The sequence below is a fragment of the Pseudoalteromonas sp. SR41-7 genome (assembly GCF_014163935.1).
In the GTDB taxonomy this organism is placed as follows: domain Bacteria; phylum Pseudomonadota; class Gammaproteobacteria; order Enterobacterales; family Alteromonadaceae; genus Pseudoalteromonas; species Pseudoalteromonas distincta.
In genome coordinates this window covers 203,667-217,759 of record NZ_JACJEF010000007.1, presented here as the reverse complement: position 1 = coordinate 217,759, position 14,093 = coordinate 203,667, and the positions used below count along the sequence as shown (strand labels likewise).

The following is a 14,093-nucleotide window of genomic DNA, read 5'->3' as shown; positions in this document are numbered from 1 at the left end:
AGTATTATTCTTATTTATTGCGTTGGGTTACTTAGGTTTATTCCTTCGCTCATGTATAAATCGTCATATCTGAGACCTCCATTTCCGTAAGGCTTTTTAATTGGGCCTGTATTACAGTTTGCTAAAAAGTATATAAGAGGTTGTTCGCGCTTCATTCTAAATTGTGCATTTTTATATACCAGGGTTTGACTGTTAAACTCACCACCTTTTACGTAAACATCATATTGCTGACCTTGCTCTGAGGCTGCTGCGTTATTCACAACGTACCATATGTCGTACCAAGTATTTGTTTGCAGAGGTTTAGCTGACTGGTTTGTAGTGTAGTTTTGAATGTTGCTATATCCGCTGTCGGTTTTAACCATTAAAGCGCCATCGTTTACAAACCCGTTTGATTCTGTTTTATCGGTTACGCGAAGTGTTGGCTCAAACGCATCGTACGCATGTTTATTTATTAGCGCTGGAGTAAGGTTACTCAATCCAAAAGCATGGTTATTAGGAAACGCAGCCACGTTTATACGCATATAAAATGTGTAGGTGGCGCCAACTTCAACCGCTTGTGGAAGTTTTGTATAAGAAAGCGCTTTACGATTTCCTACAATGCCCTCAGCTGCAGGCTTTTTTAGTAAATAATGATTTATTGATGAGTTTGCTTGTTCTGATTGTATAACCGTGATTTGAGGGTTTTTGACCTGTGGCTTAGTTTCATTTTGGGTATCGACACTTTGCCAGTCGCTAAGAGAGTTTTCAAAATTATCAATAAGCAGCCAATCGCTCGATGTATTTTTGTGAATGTTTGAACACGCTGAGAGCGTGCTGAATAAGCAAAGAATTAGAATATGTTTGAAATGCATAATTGGCTCTCGTAATATTATTGATATTTGGTTAACCAATTTAGATTTTGGCTATAGCTTTTTATTAATAACTATATAACCAATTTAATTTTTTTATGTCAATCACTAAAACAAAAGTTATGGTTTAATAGAGCTTGAGAAATATAATGTTGTTATTGTATTTATAAAATCAACTCAGCAAATTTTAACTGAGTATAAAAATAATTTAATACTTAGGATGTTATATGTATACGGGTTCGTGTTTGTGTGGTGAAGTAAACGTTGAAGTGTCGGGCAGTATAACTAGCATTATTCATTGTCATTGTTCACTATGTAGAAAAAACAGCGGGACTGCATTTGCAACCAATGGCTTTGTAAATACAGATGACTTTACAATAACCAAAGGGCAGGCACTACTAAGCGAGTATAGTTTTAAAGCAGGGCGCACACGTTATTTTTGTAGATGTTGTGGCTCGCCTGTTTACAGTAGCAACAGTGATGACAAAAGCAGAATACGAATTCGTTTAGGAATATTCGATACCGATATTACTGAGCAGGTATTATCGCATAATTTTGTTACGTCTAAAGCTAACTGGGAGCAGTTAGAAACAAGCTTACCGTGCTATGAAAAACATGAACCTGGTCGATAAAGCGTTTTATTCAATGTGGTAAATGCTGTTAATACTTTTATAAAGGTTTGGTGCAAAGTTTATAAACACCGGTGAGTTTTGTATTTCATCAACGTTTATATGCATTAATGTTTGCTGGCTTAGTATGATCACTATATTTTTGTATTCGTTAAACTCTATTATCGCTAAGCACTTAAAATGTTGCCTTAAAAGTACTAAAAGCATTTGCAGCTCTTGGCCTGTTTGTGGGTTTAAATTAATGATTACTTGCGTATTTTGCTTACTGCAGCGATTTATATTTTGCCAAAAGCTATCGCTGGTTAAAAAAGGCTGATGATATTCACCACTAAAAATATCGATAGTGATTACGTTAAAGTGATCAGAGCATTGGGTAATATATTGTTCGGCGCATTGTAAATAGCTCCTGTGCTTAATTGGTAACTTAAAGTGCTGGGCGGCGATTAAGGCAATGTTTGGGTTTATTTCTACCGTGTTAAATGTATTGATGGTGTTTATGTAAGGCGTACTACTTTGTAAGTGATACATAATTCGCTCAAACCCAGCAGTGCCTAAACCTAAATTTAATATATTTAGTGTATCTACCGGTTTAAGTAAAAATAACATCATACACTGGTTTACCGGTACGATTACTTGCTCAGGGTGTATAAGGTTCATAACGCCTTGAATTGTTATGTCTTCATTGGTTTTTTGTGCAAGCGTTAACCATCGGTATTCTTTATTTTGATACACGCATACGGGGCCGTATGCACTTTGCTGCGACTCAATAAGGTTACTTGTAATTGTATCTTCTTTTAGCTGACGCATAACTTAAACTATTAATGTATACACAATCACAGTGTGCCACGAAAATCGCATTTTTTTATAGATTATTGTGTAACAAGGTTTGTAATTTAACCTCTAAATATAATATTGTATTAGCAATTAATCACTTAGACGTTATTCAAGGATTGGAAATGGGATTGATTTTAGGGCCTGCTGTTTTAGCGTGGTTTGCGGTATTTATCTATTCTTTACGATTAGGGTATGTGCTTATTTATAAAAATATGAGCGTGTTAACCACAGTGTCTACTTTTGCAATTAGTATTGTTGGTATGTTGGCTTTTATGACGTATGGATATAGGCAGTTTGTAAACAATACCTCAGTTTGGGCATTTGAGATCCCAAGTTACTTTTTATTTAGCAAAATAGCTTTTATAGGTGTATTGAGTGGTTTTTTACTTAACTACTATATTAAGCCTGAAAATAGTTCGGAGTTTTTGAGCTGTTTAGCATTTGTATTAATATTTATGTTTTCTGCTGGTGTGCTTGCAAGCTTAGGAGGACATGAGGCCTTTTTGAAAGAATTTGATATTAAAACCACTCATTAAAAGTATGCATAATAAATTTTGGCCCAGTACCTATAAAAGGTAGTGGGCTTTTTACTATCCTAATAACCTCTTGTAAATGCGCTTTAGCGTGATCCTTTCTGCATCTACCTCAAATGTATTGCCATAAAATCTTAGTTAAGTAATGGTTACACTATAATAATTAGGAGCTAATAGATGCTTAAAACACCTTTGAAAATCACAACAACGTTACTTAAATTTACTGCAATTGCAGGCGCCTGCACACTTGCATTATCAGCACATGGGAAAACACAACTTCAATACACAGAACAGCAAAAATTACATGATATAGCAGCTCAAATATCAGCCGAACGTATTGGTAGTGACATTCAAACGCTGGTGGATTTCGGTACTCGCCATACGCTTTCAGAAACTAAATCGGATACTCGAGGCATTGGTGCGGCTAGGCGCTGGATAAAAAATGAATTTGAAAAAATATCCGCGCAGTGTGGCGGTTGTCTGGAAATTATTGAGGTAAAGGACACTATATCGGGCGAAAAACGCATTCCTAATCCTGTTGAAGTGGTTAACATTGTGGCTATTCAACGAGGGTCAAGCGAAACTAATCGCATGGTGATTATGTCGGGTGATATAGATTCTCGTGTAAGTGATGTTATGGACTTTACGAGTGATTCACCTGGGGCAAATGATAACGCATCAGGTGTAGCGGGAGTAATTGAAGCTGCTCGTGTTTTAAGTAAATACAAATTTAATGGTTCGGTAGTTTACGCGGCGCTTTCGGGCGAAGAGCAGGGTTTGTTTGGCGGAAAAATATTAACGGCTTATGCGCAAAAGCATGACTGGCAAGTTCATGGCGTTTTAAACAACGATATGATTGGCAATATTACCGGTATTAATGGGGTAACTGATAATACAACTGCGCGTATATTTTCAGAAGGTACCCGTGTTGTAGAAACAAAAGAGCAAGCTAATACTCGCCGCTTTACGGGTGGTGAAGTTGATTCGGCGAGTCGAAATTTAGCGCGCTACATAGATACTATTGCTGACAGATACATTCCTAACCTAGATACAATGCTTGTATATCGATTAGATAGATTTGGCCGTGGTGGGCATCATCGTCCATTTAATGATGCAGGTTTTGCAGCAGTGCGTATTATGGAAACTAACGAGCACTACGATCGTCAGCATCAAGATTTACGTACTGAAAATGGCGTTGAGTATGGCGATACTATTGAAGGCGTTGATTTTGATTATACAGCTAAGTTAACTTCACTTAATGCGGTAACGATGGCATCTATGGCGTGGGCGCCCGCACCACCAAAAGAAGTTAAAATAAAGGGAGCTGTTACAGCTGATACGTCGTTTTCATGGCAACAAAGCAGTGATGAAAATATTGCTGGCTATAAAATTTATTGGCGTTACACGAGCGAGCCGCAATGGCAGTTTAGTAAATACGTTGGTAAGGTTTCACAGTACACACTTAAAAACGTAGTGATTGATAATTATTACTTTGGTGTAGCCTCTGTCAGTAAAGACGGTGTTGAGTCGCCAGTAGTATTTCCGGGTGATGTGGGTTCGTTTGATCACAATATAAAATAATAGTTTGGCTAAAAACACAGCAAACAGAGCGCTTTAAGGTGCAAATGACCGTTTTATACTTGCACCTTATTTACTAAGCCCTTAGAGTGTTAAAAAAGAAGTAAAAGGTTAATAAAAATGCAGCAACAAGAAAAAAAGCCGTTAACAGCAAAAGAGCAAGTTATAACTGATGAGCAAAGAATGCAGTGGCAACGCGAATGTTTTCAAACAGCGCAAAAGCATTTAGCCGAAAAGGGCATTATGCCAAAATCAGTAGTTGATAAAGACAGTCGATTTTTAGCACCACTTTGTGCAATGTGGAAATTTAAAGCACAGAACGGTAAAACATATTGGGTAGTAACAGGGCGGTTACCTACAGATCATGCTGAAGTAAGTGCAGCTACAGATGCTCGTGATGCAATGCGCTACTTTTCTTTGCAGTGGCAATTAAAAGCGGATCAGATTATGAGTACAGGCGCTCGTGATAAAACACAGGTAGACTTTGCTAACTTACTTATCAATAGAGCACATGGCTTGTACGAAATGTATGATAATGAGCCGCTATGGGCAAATGAGGCAAAGTAACGACGGTTTGGGTTAAGTAAAAAGTGGAGGGTGATAGCTTATTTATCGCCCTTTTCTTTATCTAATGCACAAGTGTGAAGGGAGTAGTATTAAACGCTGAAATAGGGCATTGCATACGTTGCCTAGGAATTCCCGCCTCCATAAATACATTCCCTTGCTGAATAAAGCCATTTCGCTTAAAACGTTCTACCTCATTTAAAATACAATTAATGCTTACTTCTTCAATACCTTGGTTTGAGGCTAATTCAACAATAAAGTTGAGAAGCGATTTATACACTTTGCGATTACGGTGCTCAGGTAATACAGCTATTCTGCCGATCAAGCCATCTTTACATAATCTACCTGTTGCTATTGGGCAGTTTGCATCGTCTGTAACAAGTACATGTAATGCAATTTTATCTAGGCTATCAAATTCGATATGCTTGGGGATATGTAACTCGTAAACAAAAACTCGCTCTCGAATTTTTTGTAGCATATCTTTTTTTATATCCCATTCAACCTTATCAACCAGATAGCCCATTGCAAACTCCTATTGATACCAAATTAGAATGAGTAAGAAATCACAGCAAAATTATTTAAGCCAATATCAGATGAAAATTAAAAATTTTAACTGACCTGTATACATAATATTTTACGCTGTAACGTGCTCATCATTATTAATAAAATTGGTATTATTAGTCGTGGTCTATATTAAACCAGATCCCCTCATTAACAAGTGTAGTAAAAGTTTGAGTAAAAACTAAACTTGGCTTTATTAAATTTAATGCTGAACTTTCAAACTCAGTATTATCGGTAAGTAGTTTTACCGCCGCTAAGTCGGTTAACGGCATAGCGTAATTTTCGCCATTAACACTTAGTAAAACTTCTGTATCGAGTTGCTGATAAATAGCGCGTGTGCCACCTAAGCGTTCAAACACTGCTTCTTCATTACCTAAATCATCGCTTATTTGCTCTGACGTAAATGGAGGCTCTACTGGCGCTAAATCCATTTCATGTTTGGGCTGACTAAGCGTTGAGCCTAGCCATTGTTTAAATAAATCGTCATTTTCTAAAAGTGCTGCCATCAGTGTTTTAACTTTATCAACTTCAAGGTTTGTAAGTTCACCCTTTGATTTTCTTAATGTGATGTTGTGATCGGTATAACGTTTTTGGCCGCTCTCGGTATCAATAATATGATCGGCAAAGCTCGACAATAAATCTTGTTGATTTGGCGCCCTAAAACCAACTGAATAATTTAGTGCGTTTTCTACAGCGTAACCTTCGTGAGGGCACCCTGGTGGAATATACAAAATATCGCCAGGCTCTAATATGCAATCGATTACGGCTTCAAATGCTTCTACTTGCAGTAATTTTTTGTTTTGAGCAAACTGCTTAAGTGTTGGATCGGGCAGACCTACGCGCCAATGACGTTTACCTTCGCCTTGAATAATAAATACGTCATATTGGTCTAAATGTGGGCCAACACCACCATTAGGCGTTGAATAGCTAATCATTAAATCATCTATGCGCCAGTTTGGAATAAACCTAAATGGCTCTAGTAGTTGTGCAGCTTCGCTATGCCAGTGATCAACTGCTTGCACGAGCAATGTAGAATGATCGTCTGTTAATTGCTCAAAGTCTTCAAATGGACCTTGGTGCGTTTGCCAATCATTTTTATGATTGGTGATAATACGTGACTCTATGCTTTCTTCCATTGCGAGACCGGCAAGTTCATTAGCATCAAGTGGGTCTTGAAAATCAGCAAAACCTTGTTTGATTAAAAGCGGCTTTTTTTGCCAAAAATGGCTTAAAAACTCTTGCTCAGACAAATTATTTATTTTTAAATGATACATACATTATGCCTACTAGTTAGTGCAATGGGGTTAAAACAAAAAAAGCGAAAGGATGATCCTTTCGCTTTTTAAAAGAGCAATTTAGTTTTTAAACTAAATCATCAATAAACTCAACAGCACGACCAATGTAATTAGCAGGTGTTAGTTTTTTCATTTCTACTTTAGCGTGCTCTGGAAGGTCAAGACCATCGATAAAGTCAGCCATTATTTCTTGATTTACACGTTTGCCGCGTGTTAAATCTTTAAGTTTTTCGTATGGCTTTTCAATACCATATTTACGCATAACTGTTTGAATCGGCTCGGCTAGCAATTCCCAGTTTTGATCAAGCTCGTCAGCTAAACGTTGCTCGTTTACTTCAAGCTTGCTTACACCTTTAAGTGTTGATTGGTATGCAATGATCGCATAACCCATACCTACACCTAAGTTACGTAATACCGTTGAATCGGTAAGGTCACGCTGCCAGCGAGAAACTGGTAATTTTTGTGCAAGATGAGCAAAAATAGCGTTTGCTAAACCTAAGTTACCTTCTGAGTTTTCAAAATCAATTGGGTTAACTTTATGCGGCATTGTAGATGAGCCAATTTCGCCCGCAATTGTTTTTTGCTTAAAGTGATTAAGTGCGATGTAACCCCACATGTCACGGTCAAAATCGAGCAAAATAGTATTAAAACGTGCAATTGCGTCAAACAACTCTGCAATATAGTCATGGGGTTCAATTTGTGTAGTAAATGGGTTAAGTGTTAAACCTAAGCTTGATACAAATTTATCTGCGTGAGTATGCCAGTCGTAATCTGGGTATGCACTAAGGTGAGCGTTGTAGTTACCAACAGCACCGTTAACTTTACCTAGCATTTCTACTTGAGCAATTTGGTCTCGTTGACGCTTTAAACGCATGTATACGTTAGCAAACTCTTTACCCATCGTTGATGGTGTAGCTGGTTGCCCGTGCGTACGAGTCATCATTGGGATTGCTTTGTACTCAATCGCTTTTTCTTTAATTGCGCTTAAAAGCTCATCGCAATAAGGAAGCAAAACCTTGTTACGTGCTTCGCTAAGCATTAAACCATGAGATAGATTGTTAATATCTTCTGAAGTACAAGCGAAGTGAATAAATTCATTGATTGCATGAAGCTCACTGTTATCGGCTACTTTTTCTTTTAATAAGTATTCAACCGCTTTAACATCGTGGTTTGTAGTGCGTTCAATATCTTTAACGCGCTGTGCATCAGCTTCGCTGAAGTTATCTACAATGGCGTTTAGAAGTGCATTAGCTTCTTCGCTAAATGCAGGTACTTCTTTTATATCGCTTGCTGCAGCTAACGCTTGCAACCAACGCACTTCAACAATTACGCGGTATTTAATTAAGCCAAATTCGCTGAAAATACTGCGTAGTTCAGTGGTTTTGCTGCCGTAGCGACCATCCACTGGAGAGATAGCCGTTAACGCTGAAAGCTCCATAATAACTCCTAAATTTTAGTTTGAACGATAGTTAAATTTTTGTTTTAGCAATGGCGAGTATTTTTCTTTTTGCAAAGAAAAAGTGACGGCGTTTACCGCCCATTTGTCGCCATAATACTGCACTTCTAATGCCGGCTAATAATAACGCACGGATTTTATTTTGAGTGAGCTGCTGTTTTAATAACTCGGGTTTACCATAAACCTGTATTCGGTGCCCAAGGGGGCTCAGCACCGACGAGTATATATCTGCTAAACCGGCAACAACGCTCTCGTCGGTAATAGCAAAATGATCTAAACGACGATGAATATCATCAATTCGTTTGCCTAATTCGTTTAAGCTTTTGTCGTTTGCACTTAGTGCTCGCTCAAGCTGCATCAAACCACCTACGTATTTTACTATTTCAACATCTTTTTGAGCGCCAGCAGTTAGCTGCGCCATTAATGTTTTATAGCCATCACGTAAGTTGTCAGTACCTTGGTAAACATCTTCTGGCGATGCCGGTGATGTTTGAATAATGCTTGAAAGTAATACTTCTAAGTCGTGCTCATTATTACTGCCGTACTGGGCAATTTTTTGAACTTGCTTAGCAACCTGGCACATGGCGGCAAGCGCCATGACTTGGTGTTCATTCATTACTTAATCACCGAGTCAATAATACCACCACCTAAACACACATCTTCTGCATAAAATACAGCAGATTGACCTGGCGTAACTGCTTTTTGTGGTTCATCAAATAATACACGAGCCATGCCGTCTTCACCTACAAGTAGGGTACAGCTTAAGTCTTCTTGGCGGTAACGTGTTTTAACTGTGCAGCGAGTGGTACCTTTAGGGCCAACGCGGTCTACCCAATGTAATTGGTTTGCATTAAGACCATTACTGTATAGGCGAGGGTGATCTTTGCCTTGGCCAACAACAAGTACGTTACGTTCTAAATCTTTATCAACTACGTACCATGGTTCGCCAGAACCTTCCTTCATACCACCAATTAACAAGCCTTTGCGTTGTCCAAGTGTGTGGTACATTAAGCCTTCGTGCTCGCCTACGTTATTACCGTCAGTGTCTTCGATAACGCCAGGTTGCGCTGGTAAGAACTTTTGTAAAAAGTCTTTAAATTTACGCTCACCGATAAAGCAAATTCCGGTGCTGTCTTTTTTATCGTGAGTGATTAGGTCTTGTTCTTCTGCTATGCGGCGCACTTCTGGTTTTTCGATATCGCCTACAGGGAATAACGTTTGGCCAATATGTTCATGGCTTAGGGTATATAAGAAGTAACTTTGATCTTTATTGTTATCAAGTCCGCGACACATTACGTATTTGTCATCGCGAAGTTCACGGCGAACGTAGTGTCCGGTTGCAATAAAGTCAGCACCGAGTGCTTGAGCCGCAAATTCTAAAAAGGCTTTAAATTTAATTTCTTTATTACACATTATATCTGGGTTTGGCGTACGACCTGCTTTGTACTCTGCTAAAAAGTACTCAAATACATTATCCCAGTATTCAGCAGCAAAGTTTACTGTGTGAAGCTCAATGCCTAATTTGTCGCACACGGCTTGTGCATCTTTTAAGTCATCAGCGGCGGCACAGTATTCATCATTGTCGTCTTCTTCCCAGTTCTTCATAAACAGGCCTTCTACTTGGTAGCCCTGTTGTTGTAATAAATATGCAGATACAGAAGAATCAACACCGCCGGACATGCCAACAATGACTTTAATGTGACTATTTTCGCTCATGAATAATTTCGCTTATACAGATTGCTGTTAACTTGGAAAGGCCGCGATTATAGCATGTATTTTGTTTGTGCTTAAAGAGCGTAGGGCGGCAAAGGACATAATTTGTCACTATTTTATTTGTATAACAAATAGCAAACTAGACTTAAACGCATTATCAGGCTGTAACTTTAGTAATATTAAAGTGATCTTTACTAATAAATTAAGACTATAGAATAATTCATGTAGTTATTGAGTTTTATTAATAGTATTTTCTTTTAAAACTACTAGAGTAAATATACACTTAATAAAAATAAAATAGTGGTGAGTATATGAATGTAAACCACTTTAAAGCCGCTTGAAATATAGTCAATGGAATGAATATATGAATTATGCCTATCAAATAAACAAGATAAATTCTTTAGTTGAGCATTACACACGAAAACCTGATTTTGTGGATAGCGAATTACTTTCTAGCAAAACGACAGAGTTTAAAAAATCAGCCTATCATCTTTTTTATGAGTTAATAAAACTCAAAAACCCTCATATTTACCAAGAGCCAAACCATGTACATGAGTTATTTAGCTTAATAAAAGGTTCAACAGTTAAAAAAAACGTTGAGTTAAAGGTGCTTGATCATGTAGAGCACTGGTGGCTTGAATGGTATTTCGCTTTAGAAATGGACGAAAAGCTTAGTATAGAAAAAAGTGATATGCCAATGAGTTACTTACCTCAAAGTACACTCAACCCTATGCGCAAACATGAGATAAGTCACTACGCTAGGTTATTTACCGTTTTGCCAATGCCTGTATGTAATGTATGTGCCAAGACGGGTGATATTTTGAAAGTTAATCAACGTTTTGTAGATGTTTTTGGTTATACAGTAGAAGATGTGCCAAATCTTAAATCATGGTGGGAAAAAGCGTATCCAGATCCCCAATACAGAGCACTTGCAAAAGAGCTGTGGCAAGACTCACTTGAAAAGGCACTAAGTAACAATAACGACATACCCGCAAATAACTATCGAGTTTCTTGTCGTGATGGCTCACAAGTGATGATGGAAATTTCAGGGATTGATATAGGTGAAGAGTTTTTAGCTGTTTTTAATGATGCAACAGAGCGCTTAGAAGCAGAAGATATACTCAGGGATATGGCCTTTTTGGATGCATTAACCAAAATTGCGAATAGGCGTCGGTTTGATGAAAAGCTAACGCATGAGTTTGAACGAGCAAAAGAATGCGAAGGCATGCTATCGATGATTATTATTGATATTGACCATTTTAAGCAATTTAATGACCGGTATGGGCATGTAGCGGGCGATACGTGCTTATATGACGTGGCTCAAAAAATTGCTTCAACGGTTAGTCGCCCAGAAGATTTTGTGGCTCGCTATGGTGGAGAAGAATTTGTTGTTTTACTTCCACAAACGGATAGGCAAGGAGCGTTGTTTATAGCTGAGCAAATACAAAAAGCTGTAGAAAGCTTAGCTATTGCTCACCAGGATAGCTTTACCGGATTTTTATCTATAAGTATGGGTATTAATACCATCAGCAACTATACAAATAGCAATGAAGTCAGCTTTGTTAGAGCCGCTGATAACGCCCTGTATTATGCTAAAAAACAAGGGCGTAATTGTATAGCGCTAAGCTCTGAGTAAATCAATTATAAATAGTTTCTAAGCTTAACGCTGGTCGATTCAGGCTGTCGTTAATACACTTGAGCACTAAAGGGCTCCTAAGCGGTAATGATTTTATTTGCTCTAATGTATGCCAGTTAGCGCTGATAATGTCAGAATCTATTGGTGTTGGTGCTTTTATATTATTAGGTGCTTCAAATAAAAAGCAGAATCGCAAATAGTGCACTGCGTTATCGGCATGCAAATTATAAACACCTAAAAAACCAATAGGCGCAAGCGCTAAGCCTGTTTCTTCTAGTAGCTCTCTGCTTGCAGCTTGTGCAAGTGTCTCATTTTGCTCTAAATGACCCGCAGGTTGATTGTAACAAATTTGCTTTGTAAATTTATCGCGCTCTTTTACAAGTAAAAACTCATTTTGCTTTTTTACTATTGCTGCAACCGTGACATGCGGTTTATGCATCAACTACGCCCTTAATTACTTTGTATTCACCACAATTAATATCATCCAACGTATAGTTGCCAATGCTATAGCGGATGAGGCGAAGTGTAGGGTGTCCAATATGCGCGGTCATTCGACGAACTTGTCTGTTTCTACCTTCATTAATGGTAATACTTAGCCAAGTGGTAGGGATTGCTTTTCGCTCGCGTACAGGGGGATTACGCGCCCAAATTGTTGGCTCATCAATTATTTTAACGTTAGCGGGGAGTGTAAGCCCGTCTTTAAGTTCTACGCCATTACATAAATCATTAATTGATTCACTCGTTGGTTCACCCTCAACTTGTGCCCAGTAGGTTTTATTCGTTTTTTTATCAGGAGCAGTTAAGGTGTTTTGTAGTTTCCCACAGTTTGTTAAAAGCAATAAACCCTCACTGTCTCTGTCTAACCTTCCTGCTGCGTAAACTTCTTTAATAGGTATAAACTCTGCAAGCGTTTTTCTGTCTGCGTCATCCGTAAATTGACATAGCACATCAAACGGCTTGTTGAATAACACAATTTTTCTGTCTTTAGATGCTATCTGCGGCTTTATTTCTCTTTTACCAGATGGCGTTTTGTTAAGTGCACTGCGTGAATAAGTACGCCCAGTACTTCTTTTTGGCTTGGTTTGTGTTGCTTGATTATTGCCTGATTTAGCTCTCATTATATGCACCTAGCTGGTTTTGGTAATCCGGCAATTTTTGTTGCTTGCTTGGCTGGGCCTTTAGGAAATAATTTATATAAATAAAGGCTATTTCCTTTATCTTCACCGAGTGCTTTAGCCATTGCTTTTACAAGCATTCTAATTGCTGGGCTGGTGTTATATTCAATGTAAAAATCACGAACAAAATTAATGATTTCCCAGTGTTGCTCACTAAGTGTGATGTTTTCTTGAGTAGCAATTACAGGCGCCAGCTCCTTTGACCATAAAGTATGGTCGAGCAAGTAGCCTTGTTTGTCGGTTTCAATCTGTTGGTTGTTAAATTCAAGCATGAGTTACCACGTAATTGATTGATTAGTTGATAAAATGAGTGCCACAAAGTCTTCATAGCTAATTGCTTTATCGTTATCTGCTAATTTTATTGCACGTACTTGCGCGTCTTGTTCAAGTATTAACAGTGTATCTGCAAATTGCCTAAATTGTTTTTTTGCAAAGCAGGCATCACCAACAAGTAGTACCTTATCGCCTGATAAAATTAAATTCTCAAGCTGATTTGCCGAGTAATAGTTAAGCGGCTTTGAAAAAATATGTAACGTACTCATAGGTTCACCACATGTTGCTGCGCTTTAATTAGTGTTTGTTGTTGACTAAAGTTAAGAGCTTTTGCCTCTATGAGTAAATCATGTTTATTTAAACCATAATCAAGCAATGATTTTTCACACACGAAAATGTTTTCAACATCATAAATTTCGAGTGTTTTAATATTTTTAAAAAGGTCTTTTAAGCCAATATTGTTTGGTTGCTGATGCTTTTTTAAAGCTAAAACGGCGGGGCCGCTAAACAACCAACTTACATTTTGGTCAACAGCAGCAAAAATCAATGTCATATCTAGTGCATCACGAATATTTAAATCGTCAAATGGGCTGCACTGACTCATTACTAATACGTTTATCATTTAAATTGCACCCATTTATCTGCGTCGCTTGCAAGCATTGCAAATTCAGCTAACCCTGCGACTTTAAATACACCTGTGTTTTTAATATCTAACCCGCGCTTTTGTGCGGCGGTAACACACAGCATTAAATTTAGTTTTTGATCAGCGAGTTGCTGCCAAAGTGCTGAAATTTGAAGTTCGTCTGAGGATAAATCAAAGTGGGTAGATGCATGATAAATACCTTGCTGGTATAAAAAAATAGCATCAATGGTGTGCCCTTGGGCTAAACATGCATTCGCAAATTTAACTATGCGTTGCGTGGTATCGTGATCGGATGGTGGTGTATGTAATGAAAGAACAAAGCGTGCCAAAACAATTCCAATAAAAAAGCCCCAAT

At 38.0% G+C, this 14,093-nt stretch carries 18 protein-coding genes; 5 read left to right on the top strand and 13 right to left on the bottom strand.

What is annotated here, in order from left to right:
- Nucleotides 1-14: 14 nt before the first annotated feature.
- On the bottom strand, nt 15-851 hold the full coding sequence (locus H5092_RS12155; RefSeq protein WP_182733585.1) for a hypothetical protein: 837 nt from the start codon (nt 849-851) through the stop codon (nt 15-17).
- A gap of 224 nt (nt 852-1,075) precedes the next feature.
- Here H5092_RS12155 and H5092_RS12150 point away from each other — a divergent pair, with 224 nt between their 5' ends.
- Nucleotides 1,076-1,480, top strand: a complete 405-nt coding sequence (locus tag H5092_RS12150) for a GFA family protein (RefSeq protein ID WP_182719801.1) — start codon at nt 1,076-1,078, stop codon at nt 1,478-1,480.
- Nucleotides 1,481-1,486: 6 nt separating this feature from the next.
- Here the strand turns inward: H5092_RS12150 and H5092_RS12145 are convergent, their stop codons facing one another.
- A complete protein-coding gene (locus H5092_RS12145; protein ID WP_182733584.1) occupies nt 1,487-2,284 on the bottom strand; it encodes a hypothetical protein in 798 nt (265 codons plus the stop codon).
- A 149-nt stretch (nt 2,285-2,433) separates the two neighbouring features.
- On the opposite strand from H5092_RS12145, the gene H5092_RS12140 reads away from it, so the two are divergent.
- The 3 genes from H5092_RS12140 to H5092_RS12130 all read left to right on the top strand — a co-directional run bounded on the left by H5092_RS12140 (nt 2,434) and on the right by H5092_RS12130 (nt 4,989).
- Complete coding sequence (locus H5092_RS12140; RefSeq protein WP_002962719.1) at nt 2,434-2,847, top strand: hypothetical protein; 414 nt, start codon at nt 2,434-2,436, stop codon at nt 2,845-2,847.
- 174 nt (nt 2,848-3,021) lie between these two features.
- The gene (locus H5092_RS12135) at nt 3,022-4,425 is read left to right on the top strand and encodes a M28 family peptidase (RefSeq protein ID WP_182733583.1); all 1,404 of its coding nucleotides are present in this window, start codon (nt 3,022-3,024) and stop codon (nt 4,423-4,425) included.
- A gap of 117 nt (nt 4,426-4,542) precedes the next feature.
- Complete coding sequence (locus H5092_RS12130; protein ID WP_024594685.1) at nt 4,543-4,989, top strand: DUF4826 family protein; 447 nt, start codon at nt 4,543-4,545, stop codon at nt 4,987-4,989.
- Between the two features lie 61 nt (nt 4,990-5,050).
- On the opposite strand, the gene H5092_RS12125 is transcribed toward H5092_RS12130, so the two are convergent.
- The 5 genes from H5092_RS12125 to mnmA all read right to left on the bottom strand — a co-directional run bounded on the left by H5092_RS12125 (nt 5,051) and on the right by mnmA (nt 10,014).
- Nucleotides 5,051-5,509 (bottom strand): GNAT family N-acetyltransferase, encoded by a 459-nt coding sequence (locus H5092_RS12125; RefSeq protein ID WP_182733582.1) that lies wholly within the window; start codon nt 5,507-5,509, stop codon nt 5,051-5,053.
- Between the two features lie 154 nt (nt 5,510-5,663).
- Nucleotides 5,664-6,821, bottom strand: a complete 1,158-nt coding sequence (locus H5092_RS12120) for a cupin domain-containing protein (RefSeq protein WP_182733581.1) — start codon at nt 6,819-6,821, stop codon at nt 5,664-5,666.
- Nucleotides 6,822-6,909: 88 nt separating this feature from the next.
- On the bottom strand, nt 6,910-8,280 hold the full coding sequence (gene purB, locus H5092_RS12115; RefSeq protein WP_149602566.1) for an adenylosuccinate lyase: 1,371 nt from the start codon (nt 8,278-8,280) through the stop codon (nt 6,910-6,912).
- Between the two features lie 31 nt (nt 8,281-8,311).
- On the bottom strand, nt 8,312-8,914 hold the full coding sequence (gene hflD, locus H5092_RS12110; protein WP_007375707.1) for a high frequency lysogenization protein HflD: 603 nt from the start codon (nt 8,912-8,914) through the stop codon (nt 8,312-8,314).
- Nucleotides 8,914-10,014: a tRNA 2-thiouridine(34) synthase MnmA gene (gene mnmA, locus H5092_RS12105; RefSeq protein WP_002962705.1), complete on the bottom strand. Its 1,101-nt coding sequence runs from the start codon at nt 10,012-10,014 to the stop codon at nt 8,914-8,916. The genes hflD and mnmA overlap by 1 nt, the downstream gene beginning before the upstream one ends.
- Before the next feature lie 361 nt (nt 10,015-10,375).
- Between mnmA and H5092_RS12100 the strand changes: the two genes are divergently transcribed.
- Nucleotides 10,376-11,647 carry a sensor domain-containing diguanylate cyclase gene (locus H5092_RS12100; RefSeq protein WP_182733580.1) on the top strand — a complete coding sequence of 424 codons (1,272 nt, stop codon included), beginning with the start codon at nt 10,376-10,378 and terminating at the stop codon, nt 11,645-11,647.
- A 1-nt stretch (nt 11,648) separates the two neighbouring features.
- Here the strand turns inward: H5092_RS12100 and H5092_RS12095 are convergent, their stop codons facing one another.
- The 6 genes from H5092_RS12095 to tusD are packed head-to-tail and all read right to left on the bottom strand — an operon-like array spanning nt 11,649 to nt 14,067.
- Nucleotides 11,649-12,086 (bottom strand): NUDIX hydrolase, encoded by a 438-nt coding sequence (locus H5092_RS12095; protein ID WP_033028398.1) that lies wholly within the window; start codon nt 12,084-12,086, stop codon nt 11,649-11,651.
- On the bottom strand, nt 12,079-12,765 hold the full coding sequence (locus H5092_RS12090) for a pseudouridine synthase (protein WP_165723496.1): 687 nt from the start codon (nt 12,763-12,765) through the stop codon (nt 12,079-12,081). The genes H5092_RS12095 and H5092_RS12090 overlap by 8 nt, the downstream gene beginning before the upstream one ends.
- Entirely contained in the window at nt 12,765-13,094 is a 330-nt protein-coding gene (locus H5092_RS12085; RefSeq protein ID WP_182733579.1) for a TusE/DsrC/DsvC family sulfur relay protein, read from the bottom strand. Before H5092_RS12085 ends, H5092_RS12090 begins: the two co-directional genes overlap by 1 nt.
- Nucleotides 13,095-13,097: 3 nt before the next feature.
- The gene (locus tag H5092_RS12080; RefSeq protein WP_182733578.1) at nt 13,098-13,364 is read right to left on the bottom strand and encodes a DsrH/TusB family sulfur metabolism protein; all 267 of its coding nucleotides are present in this window, start codon (nt 13,362-13,364) and stop codon (nt 13,098-13,100) included.
- Nucleotides 13,361-13,717 carry a sulfurtransferase complex subunit TusC gene (gene tusC / locus H5092_RS12075; protein WP_182696472.1) on the bottom strand — a complete coding sequence of 119 codons (357 nt, stop codon included), beginning with the start codon at nt 13,715-13,717 and terminating at the stop codon, nt 13,361-13,363. The genes H5092_RS12080 and tusC overlap by 4 nt, the downstream gene beginning before the upstream one ends.
- Nucleotides 13,714-14,067: a sulfurtransferase complex subunit TusD gene (tusD, locus tag H5092_RS12070; protein WP_024596911.1), complete on the bottom strand. Its 354-nt coding sequence runs from the start codon at nt 14,065-14,067 to the stop codon at nt 13,714-13,716. The genes tusC and tusD overlap by 4 nt, the downstream gene beginning before the upstream one ends.
- Nucleotides 14,068-14,093: the final 26 nt, after the last annotated feature.